This window comes from Chryseobacterium sp. R2ACT005 (genome assembly GCF_049949215.1).
In the GTDB taxonomy this organism is placed as follows: Bacteria; Bacteroidota; Bacteroidia; order Flavobacteriales; family Weeksellaceae; genus Chryseobacterium.
On sequence record NZ_CP188192.1, the window covers coordinates 14347 to 38447 of the forward strand.

The 24101-nt window shown below is 35.5% G+C and carries 24 protein-coding genes; 11 read left to right on the forward strand and 13 right to left on the reverse strand.

Annotated features, from left to right (window positions below; genetic code table 11):
* The first annotated feature begins 2 nt into the window (after positions 1–2).
* From yajC to ACPF63_RS00090, 3 genes are all read left to right on the forward strand, one after another.
* Positions 3–365 (forward strand): preprotein translocase subunit YajC, encoded by a 363-nt coding sequence (yajC, locus tag ACPF63_RS00080; RefSeq protein WP_077418845.1) that lies wholly within the window; start codon positions 3–5, stop codon positions 363–365.
* A 156-nt stretch (positions 366–521) separates the two neighbouring features.
* Positions 522–1256: an SDR family NAD(P)-dependent oxidoreductase gene (locus ACPF63_RS00085; RefSeq protein WP_077418846.1), complete on the forward strand. Its 735-nt coding sequence runs from the start codon at positions 522–524 to the stop codon at positions 1254–1256.
* A gap of 488 nt (positions 1257–1744) precedes the next feature.
* Positions 1745–2590 carry a mechanosensitive ion channel family protein gene (locus ACPF63_RS00090; protein ID WP_426481578.1) on the forward strand — a complete coding sequence of 282 codons (846 nt, stop codon included), beginning with the start codon at positions 1745–1747 and terminating at the stop codon, positions 2588–2590.
* A 54-nt stretch (positions 2591–2644) separates the two neighbouring features.
* Here ACPF63_RS00090 and ligD read toward each other — a convergent pair whose 3' ends face one another.
* The 3 genes from ligD to ACPF63_RS00105 form a co-directional block, all read right to left on the reverse strand.
* On the reverse strand, positions 2645–4516 hold the full coding sequence (ligD, locus tag ACPF63_RS00095) for a DNA ligase D (RefSeq protein ID WP_426481579.1): 1872 nt from the start codon (positions 4514–4516) through the stop codon (positions 2645–2647).
* Positions 4517–4587: 71 nt separating this feature from the next.
* Complete coding sequence (locus ACPF63_RS00100) at positions 4588–5193, reverse strand: DNA polymerase ligase N-terminal domain-containing protein (RefSeq protein ID WP_426481580.1); 606 nt, start codon at positions 5191–5193, stop codon at positions 4588–4590.
* The gene (locus tag ACPF63_RS00105; protein WP_426481581.1) at positions 5193–5978 is read right to left on the reverse strand and encodes a Ku protein; all 786 of its coding nucleotides are present in this window, start codon (positions 5976–5978) and stop codon (positions 5193–5195) included. Before ACPF63_RS00105 ends, ACPF63_RS00100 begins: the two co-directional genes overlap by 1 nt.
* 144 nt (positions 5979–6122) lie before the next feature.
* On the opposite strand from ACPF63_RS00105, the gene ACPF63_RS00110 reads away from it, so the two are divergent.
* On the forward strand, positions 6123–6692 hold the full coding sequence (locus tag ACPF63_RS00110; RefSeq protein WP_426481582.1) for a Crp/Fnr family transcriptional regulator: 570 nt from the start codon (positions 6123–6125) through the stop codon (positions 6690–6692).
* A 129-nt stretch (positions 6693–6821) separates the two neighbouring features.
* Entirely contained in the window at positions 6822–8096 is a 1275-nt protein-coding gene (locus ACPF63_RS00115) for an adenylosuccinate synthase (RefSeq protein WP_426481583.1), read from the forward strand.
* An 89-nt stretch (positions 8097–8185) separates the two neighbouring features.
* On the opposite strand, the gene ACPF63_RS00120 is transcribed toward ACPF63_RS00115, so the two are convergent.
* From ACPF63_RS00120 to ACPF63_RS00150, 7 genes are all read right to left on the reverse strand, one after another.
* On the reverse strand, positions 8186–9517 hold the full coding sequence (locus ACPF63_RS00120) for a M12 family metallopeptidase (RefSeq protein ID WP_426481584.1): 1332 nt from the start codon (positions 9515–9517) through the stop codon (positions 8186–8188).
* A 492-nt stretch (positions 9518–10009) separates the two neighbouring features.
* On the reverse strand, positions 10010–10714 hold the full coding sequence (locus ACPF63_RS00125; protein ID WP_180564676.1) for a glutamine amidotransferase-related protein: 705 nt from the start codon (positions 10712–10714) through the stop codon (positions 10010–10012).
* 45 nt (positions 10715–10759) lie between these two features.
* Entirely contained in the window at positions 10760–12514 is a 1755-nt protein-coding gene (gene aspS, locus ACPF63_RS00130; protein WP_426481585.1) for an aspartate--tRNA ligase, read from the reverse strand.
* 137 nt (positions 12515–12651) lie between these two features.
* Positions 12652–13014: a hypothetical protein gene (locus ACPF63_RS00135; RefSeq protein WP_139348588.1), complete on the reverse strand. Its 363-nt coding sequence runs from the start codon at positions 13012–13014 to the stop codon at positions 12652–12654.
* Between the two features lie 150 nt (positions 13015–13164).
* Positions 13165–13605, reverse strand: a complete 441-nt coding sequence (locus tag ACPF63_RS00140) for an ankyrin repeat domain-containing protein (protein WP_077418858.1) — start codon at positions 13603–13605, stop codon at positions 13165–13167.
* Positions 13606–13615: 10 nt separating this feature from the next.
* On the reverse strand, positions 13616–13819 hold the full coding sequence (locus ACPF63_RS00145) for a helix-turn-helix domain-containing protein (protein ID WP_077418859.1): 204 nt from the start codon (positions 13817–13819) through the stop codon (positions 13616–13618).
* 2 nt (positions 13820–13821) lie between these two features.
* Positions 13822–14406: a DUF2975 domain-containing protein gene (locus ACPF63_RS00150; protein ID WP_426481586.1), complete on the reverse strand. Its 585-nt coding sequence runs from the start codon at positions 14404–14406 to the stop codon at positions 13822–13824.
* Between the two features lie 201 nt (positions 14407–14607).
* Between ACPF63_RS00150 and ACPF63_RS00155 the strand changes: the two genes are divergently transcribed.
* Both ACPF63_RS00155 and ACPF63_RS00160 read left to right on the forward strand, forming a co-directional pair.
* Positions 14608–16002 carry an MATE family efflux transporter gene (locus tag ACPF63_RS00155; RefSeq protein ID WP_426481587.1) on the forward strand — a complete coding sequence of 465 codons (1395 nt, stop codon included), beginning with the start codon at positions 14608–14610 and terminating at the stop codon, positions 16000–16002.
* Between the two features lie 368 nt (positions 16003–16370).
* The gene (locus ACPF63_RS00160; protein WP_065119703.1) at positions 16371–16490 is read left to right on the forward strand and encodes a 30S ribosomal protein THX; all 120 of its coding nucleotides are present in this window, start codon (positions 16371–16373) and stop codon (positions 16488–16490) included.
* A gap of 59 nt (positions 16491–16549) precedes the next feature.
* On the opposite strand, the gene ACPF63_RS00165 is transcribed toward ACPF63_RS00160, so the two are convergent.
* The 3 genes from ACPF63_RS00165 to ACPF63_RS00175 form a co-directional block, all read right to left on the reverse strand.
* On the reverse strand, positions 16550–17206 hold the full coding sequence (locus tag ACPF63_RS00165; protein ID WP_077418862.1) for a DUF937 domain-containing protein: 657 nt from the start codon (positions 17204–17206) through the stop codon (positions 16550–16552).
* Positions 17207–17286: 80 nt separating this feature from the next.
* Positions 17287–18546 (reverse strand): protein O-mannosyl-transferase family, encoded by a 1260-nt coding sequence (locus ACPF63_RS00170; RefSeq protein WP_426481588.1) that lies wholly within the window; start codon positions 18544–18546, stop codon positions 17287–17289.
* A gap of 1 nt (position 18547) precedes the next feature.
* Positions 18548–19057: a DUF2480 family protein gene (locus ACPF63_RS00175; protein WP_077418864.1), complete on the reverse strand. Its 510-nt coding sequence runs from the start codon at positions 19055–19057 to the stop codon at positions 18548–18550.
* A 78-nt stretch (positions 19058–19135) separates the two neighbouring features.
* On the opposite strand from ACPF63_RS00175, the gene lpxB reads away from it, so the two are divergent.
* From lpxB to ACPF63_RS00195, 4 genes are all read left to right on the forward strand, one after another.
* A complete protein-coding gene (gene lpxB / locus ACPF63_RS00180) occupies positions 19136–20239 on the forward strand; it encodes a lipid-A-disaccharide synthase (RefSeq protein ID WP_426481589.1) in 1104 nt (367 codons plus the stop codon).
* Positions 20240–20279: 40 nt separating this feature from the next.
* Complete coding sequence (locus tag ACPF63_RS00185; protein WP_426481590.1) at positions 20280–21371, forward strand: glycoside hydrolase family 99 protein; 1092 nt, start codon at positions 20280–20282, stop codon at positions 21369–21371.
* A gap of 142 nt (positions 21372–21513) precedes the next feature.
* The gene (locus tag ACPF63_RS00190) at positions 21514–23286 is read left to right on the forward strand and encodes a ComEC/Rec2 family competence protein (RefSeq protein ID WP_426481591.1); all 1773 of its coding nucleotides are present in this window, start codon (positions 21514–21516) and stop codon (positions 23284–23286) included.
* Positions 23287–23430: 144 nt separating this feature from the next.
* Positions 23431–24093, forward strand: a complete 663-nt coding sequence (locus tag ACPF63_RS00195) for a succinate dehydrogenase cytochrome b subunit (protein WP_426481592.1) — start codon at positions 23431–23433, stop codon at positions 24091–24093.
* The last annotated feature ends 8 nt before the right edge of the window (positions 24094–24101 follow it).

Here is a 24101-nt window from a genome sequence, read left to right on the forward strand (position 1 = left end):
ATATGTTGACACTATTTTTACAGGCAGCAGGTGGATCATCACCTATGATGCTGATCATGATGGGAGTGATGTTTGTAGGATTTTATTTCCTGATGATCAGACCTCAGATGAGAAAGCAGAAGCAAGAGAAAAACTTTCAGGAAAACCTTAAAGTAGGAACAAGAGTAGTTCTTACCTCTGGTCTTCACGGAAGAATTGCTCAGGTTCAGGATGATGGTTTTGTTATTGAAACATTATCCGGAAAACTGAAATTTGAAAAAGCGGCAGTTTCCAGAGAAATGACAGAATCTCGTTTTGGAGATAAAGCAAAATCTGCAGATAAAGCGGATGACAAAAAAGAAACAGCAACTGAAGAGAAAAAATAATTCAGTCTGAAAATATTTTAGCTGCGGCGGGTGAACGAAGTTCACCCGCCGCAATTTTTTTATACAACTTACTGAACAGAACAAAATATAATAAAGATGATTAAGCAGTTTTTGTGTTCATTTGGGATTAGTGTTTAATAAAATTATCTTTGTCCTATGAATCAAAGCACAAACAAAACGGTTCTTATTCTGGGAGCTAATTCAGATGTAGCAAAACAATGTATAAAGCAATATGTTGAAAAAGGATTTACAGTGATTGCTGCTTCCAGAAATACAACATCTTTGGATGACTTTATTTATTCAAATAATCTGGACTCTTCAAAAGTTTCTGTTTTGTTTTTTGATGCAGCAGATTTTGATTCACATCAGAAATTTTATTCCGAACTTTCCGCAAAACCTCATATTGTAGTATATGCCGCAGGTTTTTTAGTAGATAATCAGAAAGCGTTAACAGATTTCAAAGGTGCCAGGCAAATGATGGAAGTTAATTATATGGGCGGAGTATCTATCCTGAGTATTATTGCAATGGATAAAGACAACAAAAACCTTGAAAGGATCATTGGCCTTTCTTCATTGTCTGGAGTAAGAGGAAGAAAAAGTAATTTTGTCTACGGAAGTACAAAGGCTGCGTTTACTCAGTTTCTGGCCGGATTGAGGCAGGAATTGGCTTCCCGAAAAATCATTGTAAATGCTTTGGTCATTGGTTATATCAGAACAAAGATCAATGAAGGATTAGCATTGAATGAATCCTTGATCATGGAACCGGATTATGTGGCAAAATATATTGTCAATGCAGGAAATTCTTTTACCATTGTTCCGAATTTTAAATGGAAGATTATTTATTATATCCTGAAATTGCTTCCGGAAGGACTTGCTGCGAAACTGCCTTAATCCTTTAGATGAGAATGTTTTTGAACAAAATCCTTGAAAGTATTATAGCCAGACCCTTCAAAACCAGATGCTGTAAAGATGAGATTGATTTTGTTTTGAAGAAGATTCAAAATAAGATATTGATCAACGATGGTATAACTTGTCTTATTCCAGTTGGAACCATATTGATTGGTTTTTAATCAAAATAAAATAATTAATCAATAAGAAGGTTATAAAAGATTAATTTCCATTAATAATTGGACTTCGGTATCGTTTTTGTAATTCTATGACCGAAAAATTATTTCTTCCTGCAAGATTCAATTTCTGAATGATTATTGAGTAAGCTGAAACAATCTGTTCTGCTGTCAATCTATTTTAATCTATAATACCATTTACTTTCACTTTTGAAGTGTAAGGTAAATTTCTTTTTTAGACAGATGTATTCAATTTCATTTTTAAATCCTGCAGAACTTAATATCTCATTGATAATAATAAACATATAGTATAAAATGGACGATTTAGAATTGAACAAGATTCAACAGCACTGGGACACGTTAATTTCTTCAGCAATTTCATGGGCACCAAGAGTTTTTACTGCAGTTATTTCTGCATTATTAATTTATCTGATTGGATCATGGATGATCAGAATGATTAAAAAGTTGGTTGAAAAAGCTTTTATAAAACGTAATATGGAAGCTTCTCTGCGACATTTTCTGTTAAATATTATCAATTGGGGGCTTAATATTCTGTTGTTTATTGTTGTTGTAACTCAATTGGGAGTACAGACATCTGCATTTGTTGCCATGATTGGTGCAGCTGGTTTGGCGGTAGGTTTGGCTTTGCAGGGCTCCCTGACAAATTTTGCAGGGGGAATATTAATTTTATTATTAAAACCTTTTAAAATTGGCGACTTTATTTCTACCAATTCCGGAGTTTCAGGAACGGTGCAGGCAATAGATATTTTCCATACAAAACTGGTTACACCACAAAACCAATTGGTAGTTATTCCTAATGGTGTGGTTTCAAATAACAGTATTACCAATTTTACCCAGCTGGGAACAAGAAGAACATCATTGGATATCGGAGTTGCATATGATGCAGATCTTAAGCAGACCAAAGATCTTTTAATGAATGTCATTAGAAATAATCAATATGCTCTTGCAACACCTGTTCCACAGGTAGTGGTTACAGAACTGGGAGAAAGCGCTGTCAATTTATCGGTAAGAGTAAGCACTTCTATAGAAAATTACTGGGCTATGAACGAAGAGCTCATCATCGGTTGTAAAGAAGCTCTCGATAAAGCGGGAATTGGAATTCCTTTTCCACAACGGGATATTCATGTTTATAATCAATAATTAGATTTAATTTTTTTAAGAAACTCCTGCATTTACAATGATGTTGGAGTTTTTTTAATCAATATTTTGCAGCAACTCCAGAGCTTTCATCATATCAATTCCCTTACCCAAAACTGGTTTGAACAAGTCTCCTTTCTCTTTGATCCTTTCCAGAGCATTATTAATATTAAAATCAGTAGGTTTCAATCCGGGTTTTAATTCATTCCAATCCAAAGGCATAGAAACTGAAGCACCTTGTTTAGGTCTCAGGCTGTATGCACTTGCCAGGGTTTGTCCCGTCCTGTTTTGAAGATAATCGAGATAGATTTTTTTATGATCTCTTTTTTGAAGGCTTCGTTCTAAAGTAGTGATTTTAGGAAGTCTGTCATTGACCTGTTTCATAAGAATATGGGCAAAATCTTTTACCTGGTCAAAATCATAATGAGCTCCCATGGGAATATAAATATGAATTCCTGTACTTCCAGAGGTTTTGCAGTAGCCTTTTATTTTAATTGTTTTTAAAACCTCATTCACCTGAAGTGCTGTTTCAATTACCTCATCAAATGTATTTTTGGAAGATGGATCAAGATCTAAAACCAGATAATCAGGATGCTCCAGATCGGGTAAAGAACTATTCCATGGGTTGAGGTCTATACAGCCTAAATTATTCAGGTAGGCTAGAGTTGCTTTGTCATTGCAATACATATAGTCGATGTATTTATCATTGGATTCAGAATAAACCTGTGTAGTTTTTATCCAGTCCGGGATATGATCTCCGGCATCTTTCTGATAAAACCCCTGCTCTTCAATTCCATTCGGAAAGCGGTTGAGAGAAAGCGGACGGTTTTTTAAATGAGGCAGAATATAAGCAGCTGCTGATTGATAATACTCAATGACATCTCCTTTAGTAATGCCATCTTTTGGGAAATAGGTTTTATCCTGATTGGTCAGTTTTACGATATGTTTGTCCAAAGTGATCTCTTTTTCTTTCTCAGAAACTTCAGTTTTTTTTGATGATGCTTTCGTTTTCATTTCTTTAGATTTTTCGGTGAAGGATGAATCTTTGATCTCTTTAAGGTCTTTGTCTTCTCGTAACCCTATAAAAACAGGATGTCTGAAGATTCCGTCCCTTGTAATTTCAGAATATTTTATTTCACAGATCAGTTCAGGCTTTGTCCATGTTACCGGCATATTGGTCTTTGGAATAGTTTCGAATGGAGATGATTTTACAACCAGCTTCTGAAGTTTCTGGTAAAGCTCTTTTAAAGAAGCATTATTGAAACCTGTTCCCGTATGTCCGCAGTAAGTAAGCTTTCCATTCAAATATTTTCCTAAAATTAAGGCCCCGAAACTTTTTCGTGAACCTCTGGGTTCTGTGAAACCACAAATAATAACCTCTTCTGTATTGGAGAATTTGATTTTCAGCCAGTCACTGGTTCTGTGATTTTCAATGTATGGGCTTTCTGCCCGTTTTGCAATCATACCTTCCAATTGCATTTTTTTCATCTGTGCAAAAAACTCAATACCCTTTTCCTGAATATGATCACAATATTTAATACGATCAGTTTCTGTCAGAGCCTCTTTTAAAAGTTCCTTTCGCTGAATAAGGGGAAGGTCTTCGGTAGAATGACCATTTAGCCATATAAGGTCAAAAACATGGTACACAAGCGCAGCATCCGGATGATCTCCAATCTGCTGTAAAAACTGGAAATTAGGTTCCCCTTGTTCATCATACGCTACAACTTCACCATCCAGAATCATATGATGTTTCTGTTTTTCGAATTCCAGTGCAATTTTTTCGAATTTTGATAAAAAGGAAATTCCATTCCGGGAATAGAAGAGAGGAGTGTCATGGCTTAAGTCCGCAATGGCTCTATAGCCGTCCCATTTTATTTCAAAAATCCAGCCTTTATCATTGAAGGCTTCTTCGGAAAGCTTAGCCAACATGGGCTTTATGAAAGACTTTAATTTTTTTTCGTTCGTTAAAGAATTAAAATTTCTGAACGGTTTTTCAAAGGTTACGACTTCTTTTTTTCTTTTATTTTTAAGCTTTTTTTTTCCTCTAAAAATTGGGTAACCAAAGATTTTGGTGAGGTGTTTTCTTCAGCGTCATAAGGGCTTTCTGCAAATTCATCCTTATGTTTGATGAGCAGCCATGCATTGTCGTCTGTGTTTTTCATTTTAACCAAAGCAAATTCACCTTTCAGTTTCTTACCGTGTAAAATGAATTTTAAAGAACCGGCATGCAATTCTTTCAGCAGCTCTTTTTCATCAGAAAGTTTGGGATTTTCTTCCAAAGGTTCATAAGTTCCACTGTCCCATACTTCCACTTGCCCGGCACCATAATTTCCTTCAGGGATATTTCCTTCAAAATCCTTATAATCGTAGGGATGATCTTCCACCATCATGGCCAGACGTTTATCTTTTGGATCTAAAGAAGGGCCTTTCGGAACGGCCCAGCTTTTCAGTACACCTTCCATTTCAAGCCGGAAATCATAATGAAGCCTGGATGCGGCGTGTCTCTGAATCACAAAAATCAATTTATCTTTGCTTTTTTTGGTTTTTCCTTTAGGTTCGCTGGTTTCATCGAACTTTCGTTTTTCATTATAATCTTTGAGAGCCATTACGATGCAGATTTGGATTTAGAGGTATTCAGACTGGCTTTTAACTGTGCCATAAGGTCAATCACTTTACCTTCTTTTGCAGGCTGTGCTTTTTTAGCTTTTGTATTTTTGCCTTTTGCTTTCTGCTTGATGATTTTCATCAGTTCATCAGAATAGGTGTCTTTGTATATCGCAGGATCAAATTCCTGGGAAAGCTGCTCAATAAGGTTAACCGCCATTTTAAGTTCTGCCGGTTTCGGAGCTTTTTGCGCGGGAATTTTTAGATCTTTATAATCCCTTATTTCCTGGTCAAACCTTAAACGATTGAGAACGAGGATGTCATCTTTGTACGGACGGATCATTCCAATGGCTTCAGCTTCACGGAGCACAAATGTTCCGATTCCTACCATAGCTGTTTTTTCAAGAGCTTTCAGTAAAAGTCTGTAGGCATTTTCCCCATTTTTCTGAGGCTCCAGATAATAAGGGTTTTCAAAATACACACTGTCTACTTCCACTTCCTTTACAAACTGGTCAATAGAGAGTATTTTTGACTTTTCGGGGCTTGCCGCTTCGTAATCTTCCTCATCGAGAACGATATATTTGTCGTCCATGAGATAACCTTTGACGATATTTTCCCATTTAACTTCTTTTCCTGTATTTTCATTTACTCTTTTGAAACGAATATTAGAAAAATCAGACTTGTCGAGCATATCGAGATCCAATTTTGTGGTTTCCGTTGCCGAATAAATTTTAACAGGAATGTTGACTAAACCGAAGCCAATGGCGCCATTCCAAATTGCTTTCATTGTCTTACGTTTTTAAAAATCAAGCAATTAACATGCCGTTGGAGGCCTGTGTGGTACCTTTAACCGGCTTTTTGTCAAATGACAATTGTTTTTAGCCCCGACTTTTATACCTTTATATTTCCGTAATCTGTGGTTACAAAAAATATGGAAGAACTTTTTAATTATATCAAAAAATTCGGGATACTGAATCCTCAGGATGAACTTTTGATTACTGAAGGAATTCAGGAAATCACTGTAAAGAAAGGGCATCCTTTCATAGAAGCAGGAAAGGCGAGTCAAAGAATTGCTTTTGTGAAAGAAGGGGTCTTCCGGTCTTTGTATTATAATAAACAGGGGGATGATTTTACGCGCTATTTTATTTACGAAGGAAGGTTTATCGGAGATTTTCAGGGCTTTACCGATCAGCTTCCCGCTCACGAAGATATTGAAGCTATTACTGATGCTGTATTGCTGGTGATAGATCTTAAGCATTTTAAAATACTGGAAGAGAAAATAACAGTCTGGCCGGTTTTATTTGCAAGAATCCATGCTTTTGTTGTGGAGAATAAACTGAAGGTAGCGAGTATCATGCTGAATCAGGATGCGAAATCACGGTATATCCATTTTTTAAATCATTATCCGGGCCTTGCCAACAGGGTTCCGCAATCTATGCTGGCATCTTATCTTGGGGTGACTCCCTCTTCATTAAGCCGGATCAGAAGGAATATAGTTTAGAATATCATTGATGATAGTTTGGGTCATTAATACTTTTTACATTTTACACCTGAATTCCCTTTTTGCCAAATGACAATGGTCTTTCTTATTGACTGTCATAGCTTTGCCTCATAAAATTAAAGTACGAATATGGATATTGTATTAGGATTGCAATGGGGAGATGAAGGTAAAGGAAAGTTTATTGATCTTATCAGTGAAAATTATGACATTACAGCGCGTTTTAATGGCGGATCTAATGCTGGACACAGCATTGAAAGAAACGGGCGTAGAATAACTCTTAAAATGATTCCTTCGGGGATTTTTATGAAAGGAGTACAGAATGTAATTGGTACAGGAACTGTTCTGGATCCTGTAAGTTTTAAAAAAGAAATTGCAAATCTTCAGATATTTGATCCCACAGTTCAGCCTGAAGGCAATGTGATTATTTCTCTTAAAGCGCACTTTGTACTGCCTACTCACAAGTTTCTCGATGTTTTTATGGAAGAAAGTCCGGATTATACAACAATTGGAACAACCAAAAACGGGATTGCACAGGCGTATTCAAATAAAATTTTAAGACAGAATATAAGAGTTGGAGATATGTTTGCTCCTGACTTTAGAAGCAGGGTGCTGCATATTTTAGAAAGAGATTATAAAATGCTGACCGCAGGAGGAATGGAGCTTCCTTCTTTGGAGGAAATCAGCAATGAGTTTTTTGAAGCGGTAGAGTTTCTGAAGAGATTCAGATGTACTGAAACAGAATTATATTTAAATAATGCTCTGACAGAAGGAAAAACAATATTAGCTGAAGGATCTCAGGCTGCCATGCTGGATATTGACCATGGAACGTATCCTCATGTCACTTCTTCTTCCACAACAGCTTCAGGAGCAAGCAGTGGACTGGGGATTTCACCGAAAAAGATAGGTGAGATATTTGGAATTGCAAAAGCATACTGTACAAGAGTAGGGAACGGAGTATTTCCAACAGAATTATTTGATGAATTAGGTGAAGAGATCCGAACAAAAGGAAATGAATTTGGTTCCAATACAGGACGCCCGAGAAGAACAGGCTGGCTGGATTTACCTGCTTTAAAATATGCGGTAATGATCAACGGCGTGACTCAGCTGGTTCTGACGAAAGCAGATGTGTTAAGCGGATTACCATCAGTAGCAGTGTGCACTCATTATGAACTGGAAGATGGAAAAACAGTAGATGTAACAGGTTTACTTCCTGAAAATGGAAAACCCGTACTGAAATGGATGAAGGGATGGAATGCTGATTTCTCCACGATGAAAAGCCCTTCAGGATTGCCACAAGAATTAATTGAGTTTTTATCATTTTTGGAGGCTGAATTGGGAATTCCGGTGGCTTATCTTTCAACAGGTCCGGGAAGACATGAAATGTTAAGATTAACAAGTAAATAATTATTGAGCAGAAATTATATACTGATCCGATAAACAAAAGAGGTTAGGAAATACATTTCCTAACCTCTTTTGATTTGTATGAAAAAAGTTTAGTTAACTTTTGTAAGTATAAAACGCTGTTTTGTAGAAGGCTGAACCGTTTGATCTGTAGTGCCAATTACAATAGGGGTAAGATTAGTTGTTAAGCCATCCTTTACTTCTAATCTCAGTGCTGGTGCATTCTTAGGAGCGAATCCCAAACCATTATTGCCCAGATTGAATAATAACCATTTCTGAGAATCTGCATTAGAATTGGTTCTTAATTCAACAGCAGTTCCATTTGTTGTTCCGTTACCTTTTACGGTTAACACCTTCGCAGGATCTAATATAGATTTGATGATGTAATACCCATGGTCTGATTTACTGAAAGTAAATCTCTGATTATTCCCTGTAGAGGCTGAATACAGAATTATGCTGGTGCCGTCTGCAGTAGAGCTCCCGGAAATATCCAAATTTTTATCACTAGCTAAAGCTGTTCTCATTGTATAAGTTCCGTTGATGGCAGAAGTAGTATTAACAGGTCCATACAAGTGATTTATTCCAGCATAATCACCGGCAGACAATCCTGTTCTTTGCTTTGTGAAAGTGGATCCGTCCAGCTTAGTCATTACAGGCTGGCTTGGGTCTATAGCAAAGTCTGTAGACTGGTACATCATGACTGAACCGAAATCAAATGCACCATGTCCTGCATAATCATTATAAAGGTTGAAGTTATGACGGCTTCCTTCTGTTGCTTTGTTAACATCTACAATAATATACTGATCTCTGTCCGGACGGCACTGTTCATGCATGATTCCCATAGAATGCATTATTTCATGTGCGATAATCGCGGGATAAGTAATATTATAAATTTTAATACCGTTAACTCTGTTTTTTTGCCATCCAAGTGGTGAACTGTTGCTTGTTGTATAAGTAAAGGTGATGTATTCTGTTTGATTCGTGCGTTCAACAAACTGCATACTGGTTTGAGAAGAGATCATATCAAAGGCTTTGTTGATATTGGTAAGGAACGTATTATAATTCTGTGTACTCAGACTTCCCTGACTGGGTAATGTATAATAGACTGTTGCATTCGGCCATGTCTTGATAAAGGAGCTTACAATGGTACTTTTCTCAACGGTTGACATTTCGGAATTGGCCTGTATCTTTAATTTGTCAAACTGTTCAGCGCTGATAGTAATATCATCTGCATAAAAATATTCACCATTAACTTCATTAACGTACGTATATTTTCCGTTAATCAGTAATTTGTGAATCTTTGCATTGTCGAGCTTCGTTGTTGTAAGATCTATTGAATCTGCCTGTGCATTTTCAATATCAGACCTGCACGAATTCAGTGCCAAAACAAGGCATGCTGATAAGAGTAATAGTTTGCTTTTCATATTATTTAATATTGGTTTGGTGATCAGGCTAAATATGAACAGCTATATTATTATCATACGCAAAAGATTATAAAATTAACCAAATCATAAGTTTTGATTAAGTCTTCATTATAATTCAGCTGTATGTCGTAAATATATTAATAAAAAATTATGATTGTATATAACATAATATAATTATTGTTTTATTGTGATTTTGTTTAAATTGTGTATTAATTTCGATGATTTTTCGTTTTTGTATTAATTTTTACTATTAAATTTTAAATTAAGTTATTTCACAGATACTTGATATAGTAGCTAAAACTGTATATTATACTAACATAAAGTTCATTCTATTGACAAATTAATATAGTATGATAGAATTTGAATTGCTATGACTGCAAAAATGTGACCTCATGAATATTATCAATATAAGGCGTTGTACATTGAAGATTCCTGTAATTTAGAGTATAAAAAGGAGTATTGGCTCCGCTTTACATTATTGATCCTTTCTAACTAGCTTTTATTTAAACATTTTTTCACAAATTCCATAATAATTGGATTCGGTTCTTTTTCTGTAGAAGTTAAAGCAGGCTGAAATAATGTTCCTACAAAAAAGGGATGGGATTTTATTTCAAATGAACGGTAATTTCCGTCTTCAGATATTGAAGTAAGAGACAGTCCGTTCTTTGTCAAAATATCAACATACTTTTCATTAATGCCATAGCTGCAATAATATTTTCCTATGATATTATCCTGATGGATGGTTTGATAGAGAAAACTATTTTTATCAATGAGTTTCAGGTTTTCCTGTTCTCCTTTTAAAGAGCAGGGAAGTTTTTTAATCAATGGATCTGCCCCATCCGGGTTTGTTTCTTCATGATCAGCATTCTGAATACCGCAAACATTTCTTGCAAATTCTATAATCATGTGCTGAAATCCGCCACAATTTCCAAAAGTAGGAATATTATTCTCCCGTGTAAATTGTATGGCTTTAAGGACATTTTCCATATCACGATATGGACTTCCGGGAGCAATCCAAAGTCCTGAATACTTTTGGGTCTCAAAAACAATTTTATTATTAAAAATGTCTGTGGGAATCCAGTCAAACTGAATATCCAGATTTAATTTTTTTTGAATGTTTCTTGTGCTTTCATTTAATGCATGAAGCGTAGAATGGACGGGGTTGAAATCTCCCAGAATGGCAATTTTTTGTATCATAATATTTGTGTATAAAAAAAGCGGGGCAAATACCCCGCTTTACATTTATGCTTTTAAATTCAATTGTAATTCTAATTCGTCGAGCTGTGTATCAGCAATAGAAGCCGGAGCATCAATCATTACATCTCGTCCTGAGTTATTTTTAGGGAATGCAATATAATCTCTGATCACTTCGTTTCCATCAAGAATCGCTACCAAACGGTCAAATCCAAATGCTAAACCTCCATGTGGTGGTGCTCCGTATTTGAAGGCATTCATCAGGAATCCAAACTGTGCTTCAGCTTCTTCTCTGGTGAATCCTAACAAATCAAACATTTTAGACTGAAGGTCTTTATCGAAAATTCTGATAGATCCACCTCCGATTTCGTTTCCGTTAAGAACCATATCATATGCGTTAGCTCTTGCTTTTCCAGGATCTGTTTCCAATAAATGAATATCTTCAGGTTTTGGAGATGTGAACGGATGGTGCATTGCGTGGTAACGGCCGCTTTCCTCATCAAATTCCAATAGAGGGAAGTCAACTACCCAAAGTGGTGCAAATACGTTTCCTTTTCTTAGCCCCAATCGGTTACCAAGTTCCATTCTTAAAGCAGAAAGCTGAGCTCTTACTTTATTTTCGTTTCCGGAAAGAATCAACATTAAGTCTCCTTCTTTTGCTCCGAATTTTTCGATGATTTTTGCTAAATCTTCTTCGTTGTAGAATTTGTTTACTGATGAGGTTTTCACTCCATCATTCTGGAATTTAGCCCAAACCATTCCTGAAGCTCCAACCTGAGGGCGTTTTACCCAATCAACAAGCTCGTCAATCTGTTTTCTTGTATATTCTGCACATCCTTCTACATTGATTCCAACAACCAATTCTGCATCATCAAATATTTTAAAGTCTTTTCCTTTTACCAGTTCATTCAGTTCTACGAACTCCATTCCGAAACGGATATCCGGTTTGTCATTTCCGTACTTTCTCATCGCATCTGCGAAAGTCATTCTTGGGAAATCTCCGAATTCCTGACCTGTGATATCTTTAATAAGAGTTTTAGTCATTCCTTCGAATACATTCATTACATCTTCCTGATCTACGAAAGCCATCTCACAGTCGATCTGTGTAAACTCCGGCTGTCTGTCGGCTCTTAAATCCTCATCACGGAAACATTTCACAATCTGGAAGTATTTATCCATTCCACCTACCATCAATAGCTGTTTGAAAGTTTGTGGAGACTGTGGTAATGCATAAAACTGTCCCGGGTTCATTCTGCTTGGTACAACAAAGTCTCTTGCTCCTTCCGGAGTAGACTTGATCAGAACAGGTGTTTCCACTTCAATGAAACCTTCATCAGATAAGTAATTTCTTACTTTATGTGCCATTTTGTGACGGAAGATCAGTTTATCTTTTACCGGATTTCTTCTGATATCCAGATATCTGTATTTCATTCTTAATTCCTCGCCACCATCTGTTTCATCTTCAATAGTGAAAGGAGGCAACTGAGATTCATTCAGAATAGTCAGTTTTTCTACAAGGATTTCAATTTCCCCTGTTGGAATATTAGGATTTTTGCTTACTCTTTCAATAACTCTTCCGGTAGCCTGAATCACAAATTCACGGCCCAGTTTTTTAGCTTCTTCCATCAGTTGTGCAGAAGAACGCTCCTGGTCAAAAACCAGCTGGGTAATTCCGTAACGATCTCGAAGATCTACCCAAATCATAAATCCTTTATCACGGATAGTCTGTACCCATCCTGATAGTGTAACTTCTTCATTCAGATTTTTCAGAGATAGCTCTCCGTTGGTGTGTGATCGAAACATAATTATTTGTTTAAAGTTCAATGTTTAAGGTTCAATTCCGAACCTTGAATTTTTCGTTGGCAAAGATAAGATTTTTGCAGGTTTTATAAATAAAAAAAACTTCCTTTCGGAAGTTTCGTATATTGTTTTCAGGTTTTTTAATTTCTATTACCGCCTTTTTCTGTCAGAATTTTCTTTATTTCTTCAGTACCCTTTGTATCATCTGCTACTTCAAGAGGTGTTTTGTTCTGACATTTTTTATTAACATTGGCCTTGTTGTCCAAAAGGAAATGTATAATATTCTTTCTATCAGACATTACACTGAATCCAAGGGGTGAATAAGCTATATTTCCAACGAGGAAGCATTTGTTGTAATCTCCCGGGGCAAACTGTTTTTTAAATGTTGCCACATCATCAGAATAGATCGCTTTCATCTTTTCCTGAGTCATCTTCTGAGCAGAAAACATACTTCCAGATAGTAACATTCCAAATAGAAAGGTAGTAGAGATTATTTTTTTCATAAGGATACTTTTTTAAGAATATACAAATCTAAATTAAATTTTATTACCAATTGCTAAGTTTTGATAATAATTATCGTTCTATTAATCAGATTATTCTCGTATTAATTATAGAATTGCAAAACTGCTGTTTTAAATATCATGAGTTAAAAATTACTCCAAAAGCTTAATGATTTCTGGTTTCTCATATTTTCGGGCATAATCCAGAGCTGTGTAGCCTGCTGATGTTTTAATCTCTTTTTTTGCTCCATTGGCCAGGAGTTTCTTTGTAAATTCTGTATTTCCATATTTTGCGGCAAACATCAAGGGGGTCTTTCCGTCACATACTTTGTCCAAATCTGCTTTTTCATCAATCAGTTTTTGGAATATCTCTTTACTGTTCATTTTAATGGCTAAGCCTAATAAAGTATAGGTATTGTTTTCAATCTGATAACAGGTATTGATGTTATTTTTATTGATCAGAGTATTAAAATAAGCGGTATTGTCATACTTCAACATTTGTTTGTGTTCATTAGTCAGTTCTTGAGCACTTGTAAATGTTGAAAATACAACCAATGTCAAAATGATTGTTCTTAAGGTTAAACTGAGTTTCATATTATTGATTTTAAGGTTTAAATTCTAATATATCACCAGGCTGGCAATCCAGTGCTGTACAGATGGCTTCTAACGTTGAAATTTTTAAAGCTTTGGCTTTTCCGTTTTTTAAAATGGATAGATTGGCCTGTGTAATCCCTATTTTTTCAGCCAATTCCTGGGATTGCATTTTTCTTTTTGCAAGCATTACATCAATATTGATAATGATCGGCATAATTATATTGTTAAGTCATTTTCAGTTTGTAATTCATACCCCTTTTTAAAAAACTCCATAATGAAAAGGATCATTATTCCTAAGGTGAGGTGAAGTAATATAAACATCGGATCTATACTGTATACAGATTTATCCATGAAATATAAAACGGCACAATAAACCGGTACGAAAATTATATTGAGGATAGAAAATAGTCTGAGGTCTCGGATTACTTTTATATTAAAAATAATCTCTTTGCTCATTCCTTTGAAAATTCTGAACAGATAAAAAGTAAACAGACTGTAAAACCCAATGAAAAATATAATTGAAATAAAGGTATACAGGGTATAGTTTCCTCTGATTACAGAGCCGGTTAATGGTATGTTGAATTCAAAGGTTAATGAGTCAGCAGCTGTTTTTGGGACTTCATTGTTGAAATCTCCGGTTTTAAAAGTACCGGATAAATAGTGTGTCCCTTGATGTATATTGAGATATGCTACAATGAATCCAAAAATTAAATAACCTAAATACAGCAGCTGAACTATTGAAACTACCAGCAGAATTTTATGCAAAACTGTGGAGGCTGATTTTTCACCAATTAATTTCATGCAATTATAATTTTTAATTGTTGTAAATGTATAAATATTTATCGTAATACGATAAATATTTGTTGTGAATTTTATTTTATTTTTTTTGATTTGAGTTTTTTACTGGAGTAATCAGTATTCAGCAGTGATTAAAAACTTTTCATATGCCAACTTTTAATTGCTTTTGAATGAATACTTTTGCTAAGTAAACTAAAGGACATCATGACAAAATATGTTGAATTTTTGAAAAAAGCATTCAGTGGCGAAGAAACCGACTTTACGAAGGTGAATATCAGAAGTGCTGTATTGCTTTTAGCGATCCCAATGATGCTGGAAATGGCTATGGAATCTGTATTCGCGCTGGTCGATCTCTATTTTGTCGGACACCTGAAAGAAAGTGGTTTTGCTATTCAGACTGTAGGACTTACCGAATCTGTACTTTCTGTGATGTATTCTATTGCGATTGGTATGAGTATGGCGGCAACAGCTTTAGTGGCAAGACGAATAGGGGAGAAAAATCCGGAGCAGGCTTCCAGAAGTGCTGCACAGGTATTACTGGTGTCATTTGCTATTACTTTCGTTTTAAGTTTACTGGGAGTGATTTATGCTGAGGAAATCCTGATTTTGATGGGCTCAAAGCCGGAAGCGGCAGCCTATGGGAAGGATTTTACCAGAATTATGATGAGCAGCAGTACAATCATTATGCTGTTATTTTTAATCAATGGTATTTTCAGAGGTGCAGGAAATGCGATGATTGCTATGAAAAGCTTGTGGATCGCGAATATTGCCAATATTATTCTGTGCCCTATACTGATAAAAGGTTTAGGACCCGTTCCCGCTTTGGGATTGACAGGGGCAGCTTTGGCAACTACAATAGGACGAAGTATCGGAGTAATTTACCAGTTGTATCATCTTTTAGTAGCGGATACCCAAATCCGCATAAAGATTCCTTATTTTAAACCGAATTATGAATTAATCAAATCCATTGTAAAAATTGCAACTCCTGGAATCTTTCAGTTTGTTATTGCTTCATGCAGCTGGATTTTCCTCGCAGAATTGGTAGCGACTACAGGGGGCGAAAATGCATCGGCAGGCTATCAGACGGCTTTAAGACTGATGATGTTCTTTATGCTTCCGGCCTGGGGACTGAGCAATGCGGCGTCTACGCTGGTAGGGCAGAATATGGGAGCAAACGAAATGCTGAGAGCAGAACAGTCGGTAATGAAGACTGTAAAATATAACGTCATCTTTATGTTGATTGTAAGTCTGATATTTATTTTTATGGGCAATTTTTTAGTTAGTTTTTTCACTCAGGAAACGGCTATTAAAGATTTTGCTAAAAATGCTCTTCAGATTATGAGTACAGGATTTATTTTCTACGGAATCGGGATGGTAATGATCAATGCATTCAATGGAGCCGGCGATACCTGGACACCGACCTGGGTTAATCTTTTTGGATTCTGGCTGTTTCAGATTCCTCTGGCGTATTTTCTGTCAAAATATCTTGAAATGGGTCCAAAAGGAGTCTTTATTTCAATTCCTGCCGCAGAAACCCTGATTACAATAGTTGCGTTTATCTTATTCAAAAAAGGAAAATGGAAAACGATTAAGGTTTAATTTAAAAGGCTGGGTGCTGGAAGCTGGATGTAGGAAGTTACCAAAGTCTGAAATACCTGGATCTGTCTTTATCAACGAAATTAAGGTGATAATTGATTTAATAGCAGAGAATCAAAAATAGTAATATCTTGGTTTAAAAGGCTGGGTGCAGGAAGTGCTCAAAGTCTAAAATACCTTAAATTGCCCTTATCAGTAAGATGAAGGTGATAAATGATTCAATAACAAAGAATTGAAGATAGTAGCCTAAAAGTAACTTCCAGCCTTCTTCCTCATACTTCCCTCCTTAATTTATAAAACTTTAACAGCTTCATTAATTGGATTTTAAACTTACATTTTCTAAATTCGTAATACAACAAATACATAATACTATGGGAAAAGGAGACAAAAAATCAAGAAGAGGAAAAATCAATTCCGGAAGTTATGGTAAAAGAAGACCTAAAAAAGCTTCAAAGTCTTTTGCAGCTTCTGAAGAAAAATCTAAAAAATAATCAAAATAAAAAAGACCGAAGATCATCTCTCCGGTCTTTTTTTATGAAAATTAAATTAATTATTTACCTCCAAGAATATTACCAAGGATGTTGCCTAAGCCGCCACCGCCTTGTTGTTGGTTTCCACCACCCAATACACTTCCAAGTATATCATTCAATGGATTTCCTGATGATTGAGATTGTGTACCTCCTCCTAAAACACTTCCAAGAATGTCATTTAAAGGATTAGACTGCTGAGCCTGAGCCTGGTTGGAAGCATTCCCAAGAATTCCTCCCAAAAGATCTCCAAGACCACCTGCACCTACATTACTCTGTTGTTTCTGCTGCCCAATGTATCCCATTACAACAGGTGCCAGCATCGCCAGGATAGGACCTATTTTGTCAATTGAAATTCCTGTGTTTTGTGACAGTTGGTTTTCAACAGTGCTTTTTTGCCCTCCAAAGATATGATCAAGAATAGATCCGCCTTCAGCCTGTCTTGCTTCAATCTGAGAAGCGTCATCTAAGATACTTCCATTGTGGTCTTTATCTAAAGCATTATTTAAAGCCTCTGCTTCTTTAGCATCTTGAGATTTATTTCTAAGATAAGAGATAATAAGAGGTGTAGCTACTGCTAATAGGGCGATTACCTGATTTTTGCCGATTCCGAATTTGTTTTCGGCCTGTTCAGCAACCTGGTTGCCTGTGTTCCCTGTAAGTAGGTCAATTAAACTCATTTTTTGTGTTTGTTAGTATTAAGTAAATCAAAGTTATCAAAAAATATGCCTCATAAAATGACCGCCTTTCATAATTATTGTTAAAGTTTTCTGATCTGTTCTTCTGTATAGCCTTTGCTTTTTAGTACTTTAATGTATTCTACAGCACTTATTGTCATCCATTCAATAGGTTCGGGTGCCTGTTTTTTATCAATGGTGAACTCCAGAATACCTGCATTGTTATTCATCCATGGAAGAACATAATAATCCAGACCGCCTTTGTACTCCTTATATGCATGAAATTCTTTTCCTTTCTCCGTTAAAAATGCTGCTTTATAGAAGAGAAGGTATCCCACCGGAATCAACAGGCATACCCAGGAGAATTTTCTTAAACGGGCATACTTTGCGGAAGAAAGACCATATCCTACTGATAACGCAAAAATAATATTGAAGGGTAAAAAGAATACGTAATTATCGGATACCGCATAAAACGTAGAAAATCCATATACACATACTGCACCGGCAGTAAAAACAAAAAACATTTTTCGATTAGTCTTGTATAACAACAGAATACCTGCGACTCCGAAATATGTGAATACATTGAAATTATAAATAAGATATGCCAAAGATTGGAAAAAATCTTTCACATACTGAATTGTACTTTTTTTTAAAGAATCTTCCACCCATGTTCCCTGATCAGAACTATATGGTGATTTGAAGGGGAGTCCCTGGGAAATATTCAGAATAAATAAAGAGCTAAACAATGCTGCAAAAATGAATAGTGAGGCCACTGCATATTTCTTTTCGTTTCTGAAATAAAATAAGAAGACTAATAAAGAAGGTATCAGCAGTATATTTTGAATATGAACCCATAAGCTGATCCCTAAAAACAGACTGCTTAACAGGATGTAAATTCTTTTCTTTTCAATAACACTTTTTATCATTGAAAAGAAAAAAAGGCTTACCCACAGGGAATTATAAGTATATACTTCTACTATCTCTGCATTTCTCCAAAATGAGAAACTGAAACCGAAAACAAAAGCGGCTGTAAGCGATGCCCATTCTGTTTTTGAAATACTTTTTACCGTGAGATAAATAACAGAAACTGTGGCTGCTCCTGAAGAAACAACCAAAAAACGGCTTGCTTCAATAGCATTAATACCCGCCAGATTTTTAATAAAGATAACAGTATTGATATATAAAAAGTGACTGGTTGCTGAAGCAGTTGTTTCCCATATCCCTTTTTCTGCACTCAACACAAATCCTACACAATCGGCAAAAGGAATTTTTGAAAAACTTCCGAAATAGTAGATACCAAGAAAAATAATAAACAAAAATACAGCTGATAAATATTTGTTCATATTAGTTCTTTATGATAGGAACATTAGAACAGGCTTCTCCGAACATCAGGGATTTTACAATGGGTTTTAACTGTTCAACCAGTTCTATATATGCATTTTCAGGAATATCTTTATCTGAACAGCCTTTTACCAGAACTCTTTTGCCTCTCATTTCTTCAAAATCATGCGTCTGGATGGCATTGTGCATTAAAATAACATCAAGATCCTCCCGGCTTCCGAAGACTATTTTTTTGGCAACATCAGTAAGTTTCGCGGTCAATACAAAATAAGCCCAAAGCGGGATAATTGTATCTACAGAATTGTAAATGTATATGTATGAGTCTTTGTATAGTTCAGTATCTATAGCCTCTACCTTTTCACGAAAATCTTTTTCTTTGAGGATCATTTCCTGAAAAAGAAAATCTTTAAGGTCAATACCTTTTCTTTCTCCCTTTGGAAGTAAAGTGGCAAGGTCAAAATTGATAAGGCCGCTTTCGGCAATTTTATTCCGGATTTCAAATTCTTCTGACATTTTTTATCATTATCTTTGAACAAATTTACGAATTAAGATCATATCTATTTTAATTTGTTCTCTATCCTTACTATAGAAATGAAGTATTATATTATTGCAGGAGAAGCTTCAGGTGATTTGCACGGAAGCAACTTGATGAAAGCCTTAAAACAAAAGGATCCGAATGCGGAGTTTAGGTTTTGGGGTGGTGATCTGATGAAAGCTCAGGGCGGAACACTGGTAAAACATTACCGTGACCTTGCTTTTATGGGGTTTCTGGAAGTGGTGATGAATCTCAGAACCATTCTGAATAATATCAAATTCTGTAAAGAGGATATTCGGAAGAACAGACCTGATGTTTTGATTTTGGTTGATTATCCCGGGTTCAACCTGAGGATTGCCAGATTTGCCAAAGAACTTGGTATCAAAGTCGTGTATTATATTTCTCCGCAGCTTTGGGCATGGAAAGAAGGACGGGTAGAAACTATCAAAAAATATGTAGATGAAATGATGGTGATTCTTCCTTTTGAAGAAGATTTTTACAGAAAACACGGCGTTCATTCCCATTTTGTAGGCCATCCTTTGCTGGATGCTATTTCGGATCTGCAGGAAATCAGTATTGAAAGTTTCAAATCAGAGCACGGACTGAACGAAAAAGAAATCATTGCGCTTCTGCCAGGTTCCAGAGAACAGGAAGTGGAAAAAATGCTTGAAATAATGCTTTCCGTAAGACCGCATTTTAAAAACTATCAGTTTGTAATTGCCGGAGCACCAAGTCTTCCTAAAGAGTTTTATCAGAAATATGTGGATGATAATGTTCATTTTGTATCCAACAAAACATATGATTTGTTAAGATGTTCCAAAGCAGCTCTTGTTACTTCCGGAACAGCTACCTTAGAAACCGCCTTGTTGAATATTCCTGAAGTGGTTTGTTACCGTGGAAGTAAGATTTCCTATGCTATTGCTAAAAGATTAGTGAAAAACATTAATTATATTTCTCTGGTTAATCTTATCATGGACAGAGAAGTCGTGAAAGAATTGATACAAAATGATCTGAATACCAAAAACCTGGTAGAAGAACTCAGTAAAATCATAGAAGGAGACAAAAGAACACAGGTTCTGAATGATTACAGCCTTCTGAGAGAAAAATTGGGTGGAAAAGGGGCCAGTGATCATGCTGCTGAGGTGATATTGAAAGTATAGTTTTACCCAAGCTTTTGAGAATTTAATTTACTTTTTAACTATGAATTATTGTAACCGTTTTCTGTTATTATTGGTATTTATATTGTTTTTCTCGAAAAGTGCCGCACAGCAAAGCAGCTCAAGAGATAAAGTTCAGATATTTTATTATGGATGGTATGGAAATCCTGAAACGGACGGAAGCTACCAACATTGGAATCATGAGATCTTACCTCACTGGAGTAATCCGAAGTGGAACAATCTTGGTCACCACAAAGGTGGAGATGATATTGGTGCCAATTTTTATCCAGCACTTGGAAATTACAGTTCCAATGATGCAAAGATCATTGAAAAACATATGAAAATGATCAAAGAATCCGGAGTGGGAGTAGTTGTTGTCAGCTGGCTGGGAAAAGATTCATTCACGGATAAAAGTCTTATCAAATACCTCGATATTGCCGATCATTTTGATTTAAAAATTGCATTTCACATTGAGCCGTTTTATAAAAATACCACAGAATTAAAGGAACAGCTCTCTTATCTAATAAAAACGTATTCCCATCATCATGCATTTTACAAAAAAGACGGAAAACCGTTATTTTATGTCTATGACAGCTATAAAATTCCTAAAGAAGAATGGGCGAAAATACTGTCCAAAAGTGGAGAAAAAACAGTAAGAAATACAGATTTAGATGCTCTTTATATCGGCCTTTGGGTTGAAAAAGATGATGCTAAGTTTTTTAATACAGCAGGTTTTGATGGCTTCTATACCTATTTTGCCAGTGAAGGTTTTGTGTACGGAAGCACAACTGCTAATTGGGATTTTATGGCCAGCTATGCTAAAGATCACAATCTGATTTTTATCCCTTGTGTAGGGCCCGGTTATTCAGATACAAGAATCCGTCCGTGGAATGAAACCAACTTCAAAAGCAGAAACAATGGGAAGTATTACGAAAATATGTTTGATGCTGCCATCAAAGTAAATCCGGACTTCATCGGAATCACATCATTCAATGAATGGCATGAAGGAACACAGATAGAACCTGCTATTCCTAAAAAAGTGGGAGATTTCAAATATGAAGATTATGGGAAAGATCCTTTATTTTATATCAAAGAAACGAAGCGTTTGGCGGATAAATTTCTGAAAAAGAAATAACACACTTTCAATCTTTGATTTCATAGCAAAAAATCAAGTGTTCTGTTGATAACTTTAATATGCTGCGAAGTGTTTATTTGGTTATTCAAGAGATAATACTTCATGGATTAATTATCTATTTTACAAGGATAATTAATTGAAATTGCAAAAGCAGCCTCTTCTTATTCTGGTTATATGTTTTATTCTTGGAATTTTTTTTCAAGAGAAAATGGTATTGACAGGTATTGCACTTTATTTGGTTATTGTGATCTGCCTGATTATTTTGGCTGCAATATGTTTTCATTCTTATTTCTTACATAAAATCAAAGCTTTTTTGCTGGGACTTCTATTCTTTGGAATAGGGATTATTCTTCATTTTCATAATACTTTTTCAGCGGATGTTTCTTCATTTGTAAAAAAAAAAGAAACAGTTACTTTTGCAATCTCTCAAAAATTAAATACTACTGAGAAATATAAAAAATATGAAGGGACAGCACAGGTAGGAAACACAACTTTTAACTCAATAGTGTATGTTCCGAAGGATATCAAAGAATTGGATTTTCTTCATTATTACAAAGCCGAAGCTTATATAGCACAACCAAAAAAGTCCCAATATGATTTTCAGTTCCACTATGCCAGATATTTGAGACGAAAACATATTAATTATCAGGTTTATCTTTCAAAAGAAATTGTATCTGCAGAACGTGATGATTTAACTCCTGCAGATAAGCTGCGCCAATATAGATTTATGGTTCTCAAAAATATTGATGAAACCGGAATTTCAGGAAAAACCAAAGAATTTTTAAAAGGAATCATTCTGGCAGACCGTACAGAGATTGATGCAGATACTGTACAGGATTTCAATAAATCCGGACTGGTTCATTTTCTCGCTATTTCCGGAACTCATATTGTAGTTATTTTCGGGATGTTTTACTTTTTGCTGATTCGTTGTATTCCCTTAAAATTCAGAAAATATGCGGCCGTTCTAAGCCTGGTTTTTATTTGGCTGTTTGCTGCTTTTATCGGATTTGGAAATTCAGTGCTGCGTTCCTGTATCATGCTGAGCGCCTATTTTATTTTTGTATTGCTTCAGCGGAAACCAGACCTGCTTCATTCATTGGCTTTATCCGCCTTTTTTATTTTGATTGGAGATACACAGCAGTTTTTCGATGTAGGATTCCAGCTCAGTTTTTTGGCCGTTTTGGGGATTTTTTGGCTGAATCAGCCTCTCTTGAAATATTTTCCAAAACAAGATAATTACCTTAAAAAACTCCTGTTTAATACCATTACAATATCTTTATCTGCTCAATTGGCAACACTTCCTTTGGTACTGTACTACTTTCATCAGTTTTCATTCATTTCAATCGTTGCAAATATTGTCATTGTTCCTTTTTCAGAAATAATCATCGTTTTTTCATTCCTAATGACAGCTCTTATTTCTTTTGGGATTGACTTTGAACTTATAAATGGGATATATGATTTTGTTATTCAGATTTTGCTGAAAATAATCCATTGGTTTGCTGAGGTTGATGTATTATTCTTTGAAAACATTCCAATGAACGGATTGGAGGTGCTGTCAGTGTTTATGATTGTCTATTTATTAAGATCAGTCATCTTAAAATTCAATGTTAAAAATTCTTCAAGACTGATGATGATTGTCGTCATATTTCTGATTATAAGAACGGGAAGTAATGTGTTTGAAAATCAGAGAGAAGAGGTGTTGATTCATACATTCAACAAAACCAATATTTTTTCAATAAAAAGGGGAGATAAGGCTTGTTTCTGGATTTCGGATATGGAAAATAAGGATAAGGTTTTACAGTTTGTTGTGAAGCCTTACTGCTCTTCTCGAAGAATAAATCATTTTGAACTTAAAACCTTTTCAGATTCAGTTCAAAAAGTAGTTTTCAGGAATGAGAGTTACGATTTGAGATAATGGTTATCATTTATGTGTTTTCCTGCATTTATAATGTATGGAATTCTTATTTAGAAACATTACAAACTGTCTATTTGTGAGATTTCTCACTTTTCGATATTGTTAAACTTTCTTAATTTTGTAGAAATTCAAATTTAAACTTATATGGCAGGTTTAACGAGTTCTACGATAGGTAGAAAATATGCTATGGCATTATCAGCTCTATTTTTGCTGATTTTTCTTATACTGCATTTGACGACCAATTTGTTATCAGTTCTGAATAAGGATGCATTCAATACAGCATCAGACTTCATGGGCTATAATCCTTTTGTGCAGTTCTTAATGCAGCCTATTCTTGGTTTTGCAGTAATTTTCCATTTCATTATGGGATTTATGCTTGAGATCAAGAATAATAAAGCGCGTCCGGTAAAGTATGCAGCAAACAATGCATCTGTGAATTCTTCATGGATGTCCAGAAATATGATTATTTCGGGTGCTGTTATTTTAGCTTTCCTAGCGCTTCACTTATATGATTTCTGGCTGCATGAAATCAATTACAAGTATGTAGAAGGATTGACTCCTGATGCAGAACGTTTCTGGCCGGAACTTCATGAGAAGTTTGCTGATCTTTGGAGAGTGGCTTTGTATGTGATCTCTTTTGTTTTATTAGGATTACACCTGGCTCACGGATTCCAGTCTTCATTCCAGTCTATCGGAGCAAGACATCCAAAATATACGCCGATGATCAAAGCTTTCGGGAAATGGTATTCAATCCTTATTCCTGCAGGATTTATCGTCGTTGCAGTTTTTCACTTTATAACTCAATAATATCAATA

What these genes read in the sequence shown, in the direction of transcription:
- yajC (WP_077418845.1), top strand. Translation starts at nt 3, where the DNA reads ATGTTGACACTATTTTTACAGGCAGCAGGTGGATCATCACCTATGATG.
- ACPF63_RS00100 (WP_426481580.1), bottom strand. Translation starts at nt 5,193, where the DNA reads ATGGCTCTCAAAGATTATAATGAAAAACGAAAGTTCGATGAAACCAGC.
- aspS (WP_426481585.1), bottom strand. Translation starts at nt 12,514, where the DNA reads ATGTTTCGATCACACACCAACGGAGAGCTATCTCTGAAAAATCTGAAT.
- ACPF63_RS00120 (WP_426481584.1), bottom strand. Translation starts at nt 9,517, where the DNA reads ATGAAAAGCAAACTATTACTCTTATCAGCATGCCTTGTTTTGGCACTG.
- ACPF63_RS00160 (WP_065119703.1), top strand. Translation starts at nt 16,371, where the DNA reads ATGGGAAAAGGAGACAAAAAATCAAGAAGAGGAAAAATCAATTCCGGA.
- ACPF63_RS00170 (WP_426481588.1), bottom strand. Translation starts at nt 18,546, where the DNA reads ATGAACAAATATTTATCAGCTGTATTTTTGTTTATTATTTTTCTTGGT.
- ACPF63_RS00135 (WP_139348588.1), bottom strand. Translation starts at nt 13,014, where the DNA reads ATGAAAAAAATAATCTCTACTACCTTTCTATTTGGAATGTTACTATCT.
- ACPF63_RS00145 (WP_077418859.1), bottom strand. Translation starts at nt 13,819, where the DNA reads ATGCCGATCATTATCAATATTGATGTAATGCTTGCAAAAAGAAAAATG.
- ACPF63_RS00115 (WP_426481583.1), top strand. Translation starts at nt 6,822, where the DNA reads ATGGATATTGTATTAGGATTGCAATGGGGAGATGAAGGTAAAGGAAAG.
- ACPF63_RS00110 (WP_426481582.1), top strand. Translation starts at nt 6,123, where the DNA reads ATGGAAGAACTTTTTAATTATATCAAAAAATTCGGGATACTGAATCCT.
- ACPF63_RS00175 (WP_077418864.1), bottom strand. Translation starts at nt 19,057, where the DNA reads ATGTCAGAAGAATTTGAAATCCGGAATAAAATTGCCGAAAGCGGCCTT.
- ACPF63_RS00195 (WP_426481592.1), top strand. Translation starts at nt 23,431, where the DNA reads ATGGCAGGTTTAACGAGTTCTACGATAGGTAGAAAATATGCTATGGCA.
- ACPF63_RS00140 (WP_077418858.1), bottom strand. Translation starts at nt 13,605, where the DNA reads ATGAAACTCAGTTTAACCTTAAGAACAATCATTTTGACATTGGTTGTA.
- ACPF63_RS00085 (WP_077418846.1), top strand. Translation starts at nt 522, where the DNA reads ATGAATCAAAGCACAAACAAAACGGTTCTTATTCTGGGAGCTAATTCA.
- ACPF63_RS00105 (WP_426481581.1), bottom strand. Translation starts at nt 5,978, where the DNA reads ATGAAAGCAATTTGGAATGGCGCCATTGGCTTCGGTTTAGTCAACATT.
- ACPF63_RS00090 (WP_426481578.1), top strand. Translation starts at nt 1,745, where the DNA reads ATGGACGATTTAGAATTGAACAAGATTCAACAGCACTGGGACACGTTA.
- ACPF63_RS00150 (WP_426481586.1), bottom strand. Translation starts at nt 14,406, where the DNA reads ATGAAATTAATTGGTGAAAAATCAGCCTCCACAGTTTTGCATAAAATT.
- ACPF63_RS00165 (WP_077418862.1), bottom strand. Translation starts at nt 17,206, where the DNA reads ATGAGTTTAATTGACCTACTTACAGGGAACACAGGCAACCAGGTTGCT.
- lpxB (WP_426481589.1), top strand. Translation starts at nt 19,136, where the DNA reads ATGAAGTATTATATTATTGCAGGAGAAGCTTCAGGTGATTTGCACGGA.
- ACPF63_RS00155 (WP_426481587.1), top strand. Translation starts at nt 14,608, where the DNA reads ATGACAAAATATGTTGAATTTTTGAAAAAAGCATTCAGTGGCGAAGAA.
- ACPF63_RS00125 (WP_180564676.1), bottom strand. Translation starts at nt 10,714, where the DNA reads ATGATACAAAAAATTGCCATTCTGGGAGATTTCAACCCCGTCCATTCT.
- ligD (WP_426481579.1), bottom strand. Translation starts at nt 4,516, where the DNA reads ATGTTGGCTAAGCTTTCCGAAGAAGCCTTCAATGATAAAGGCTGGATT.
- ACPF63_RS00185 (WP_426481590.1), top strand. Translation starts at nt 20,280, where the DNA reads ATGAATTATTGTAACCGTTTTCTGTTATTATTGGTATTTATATTGTTT.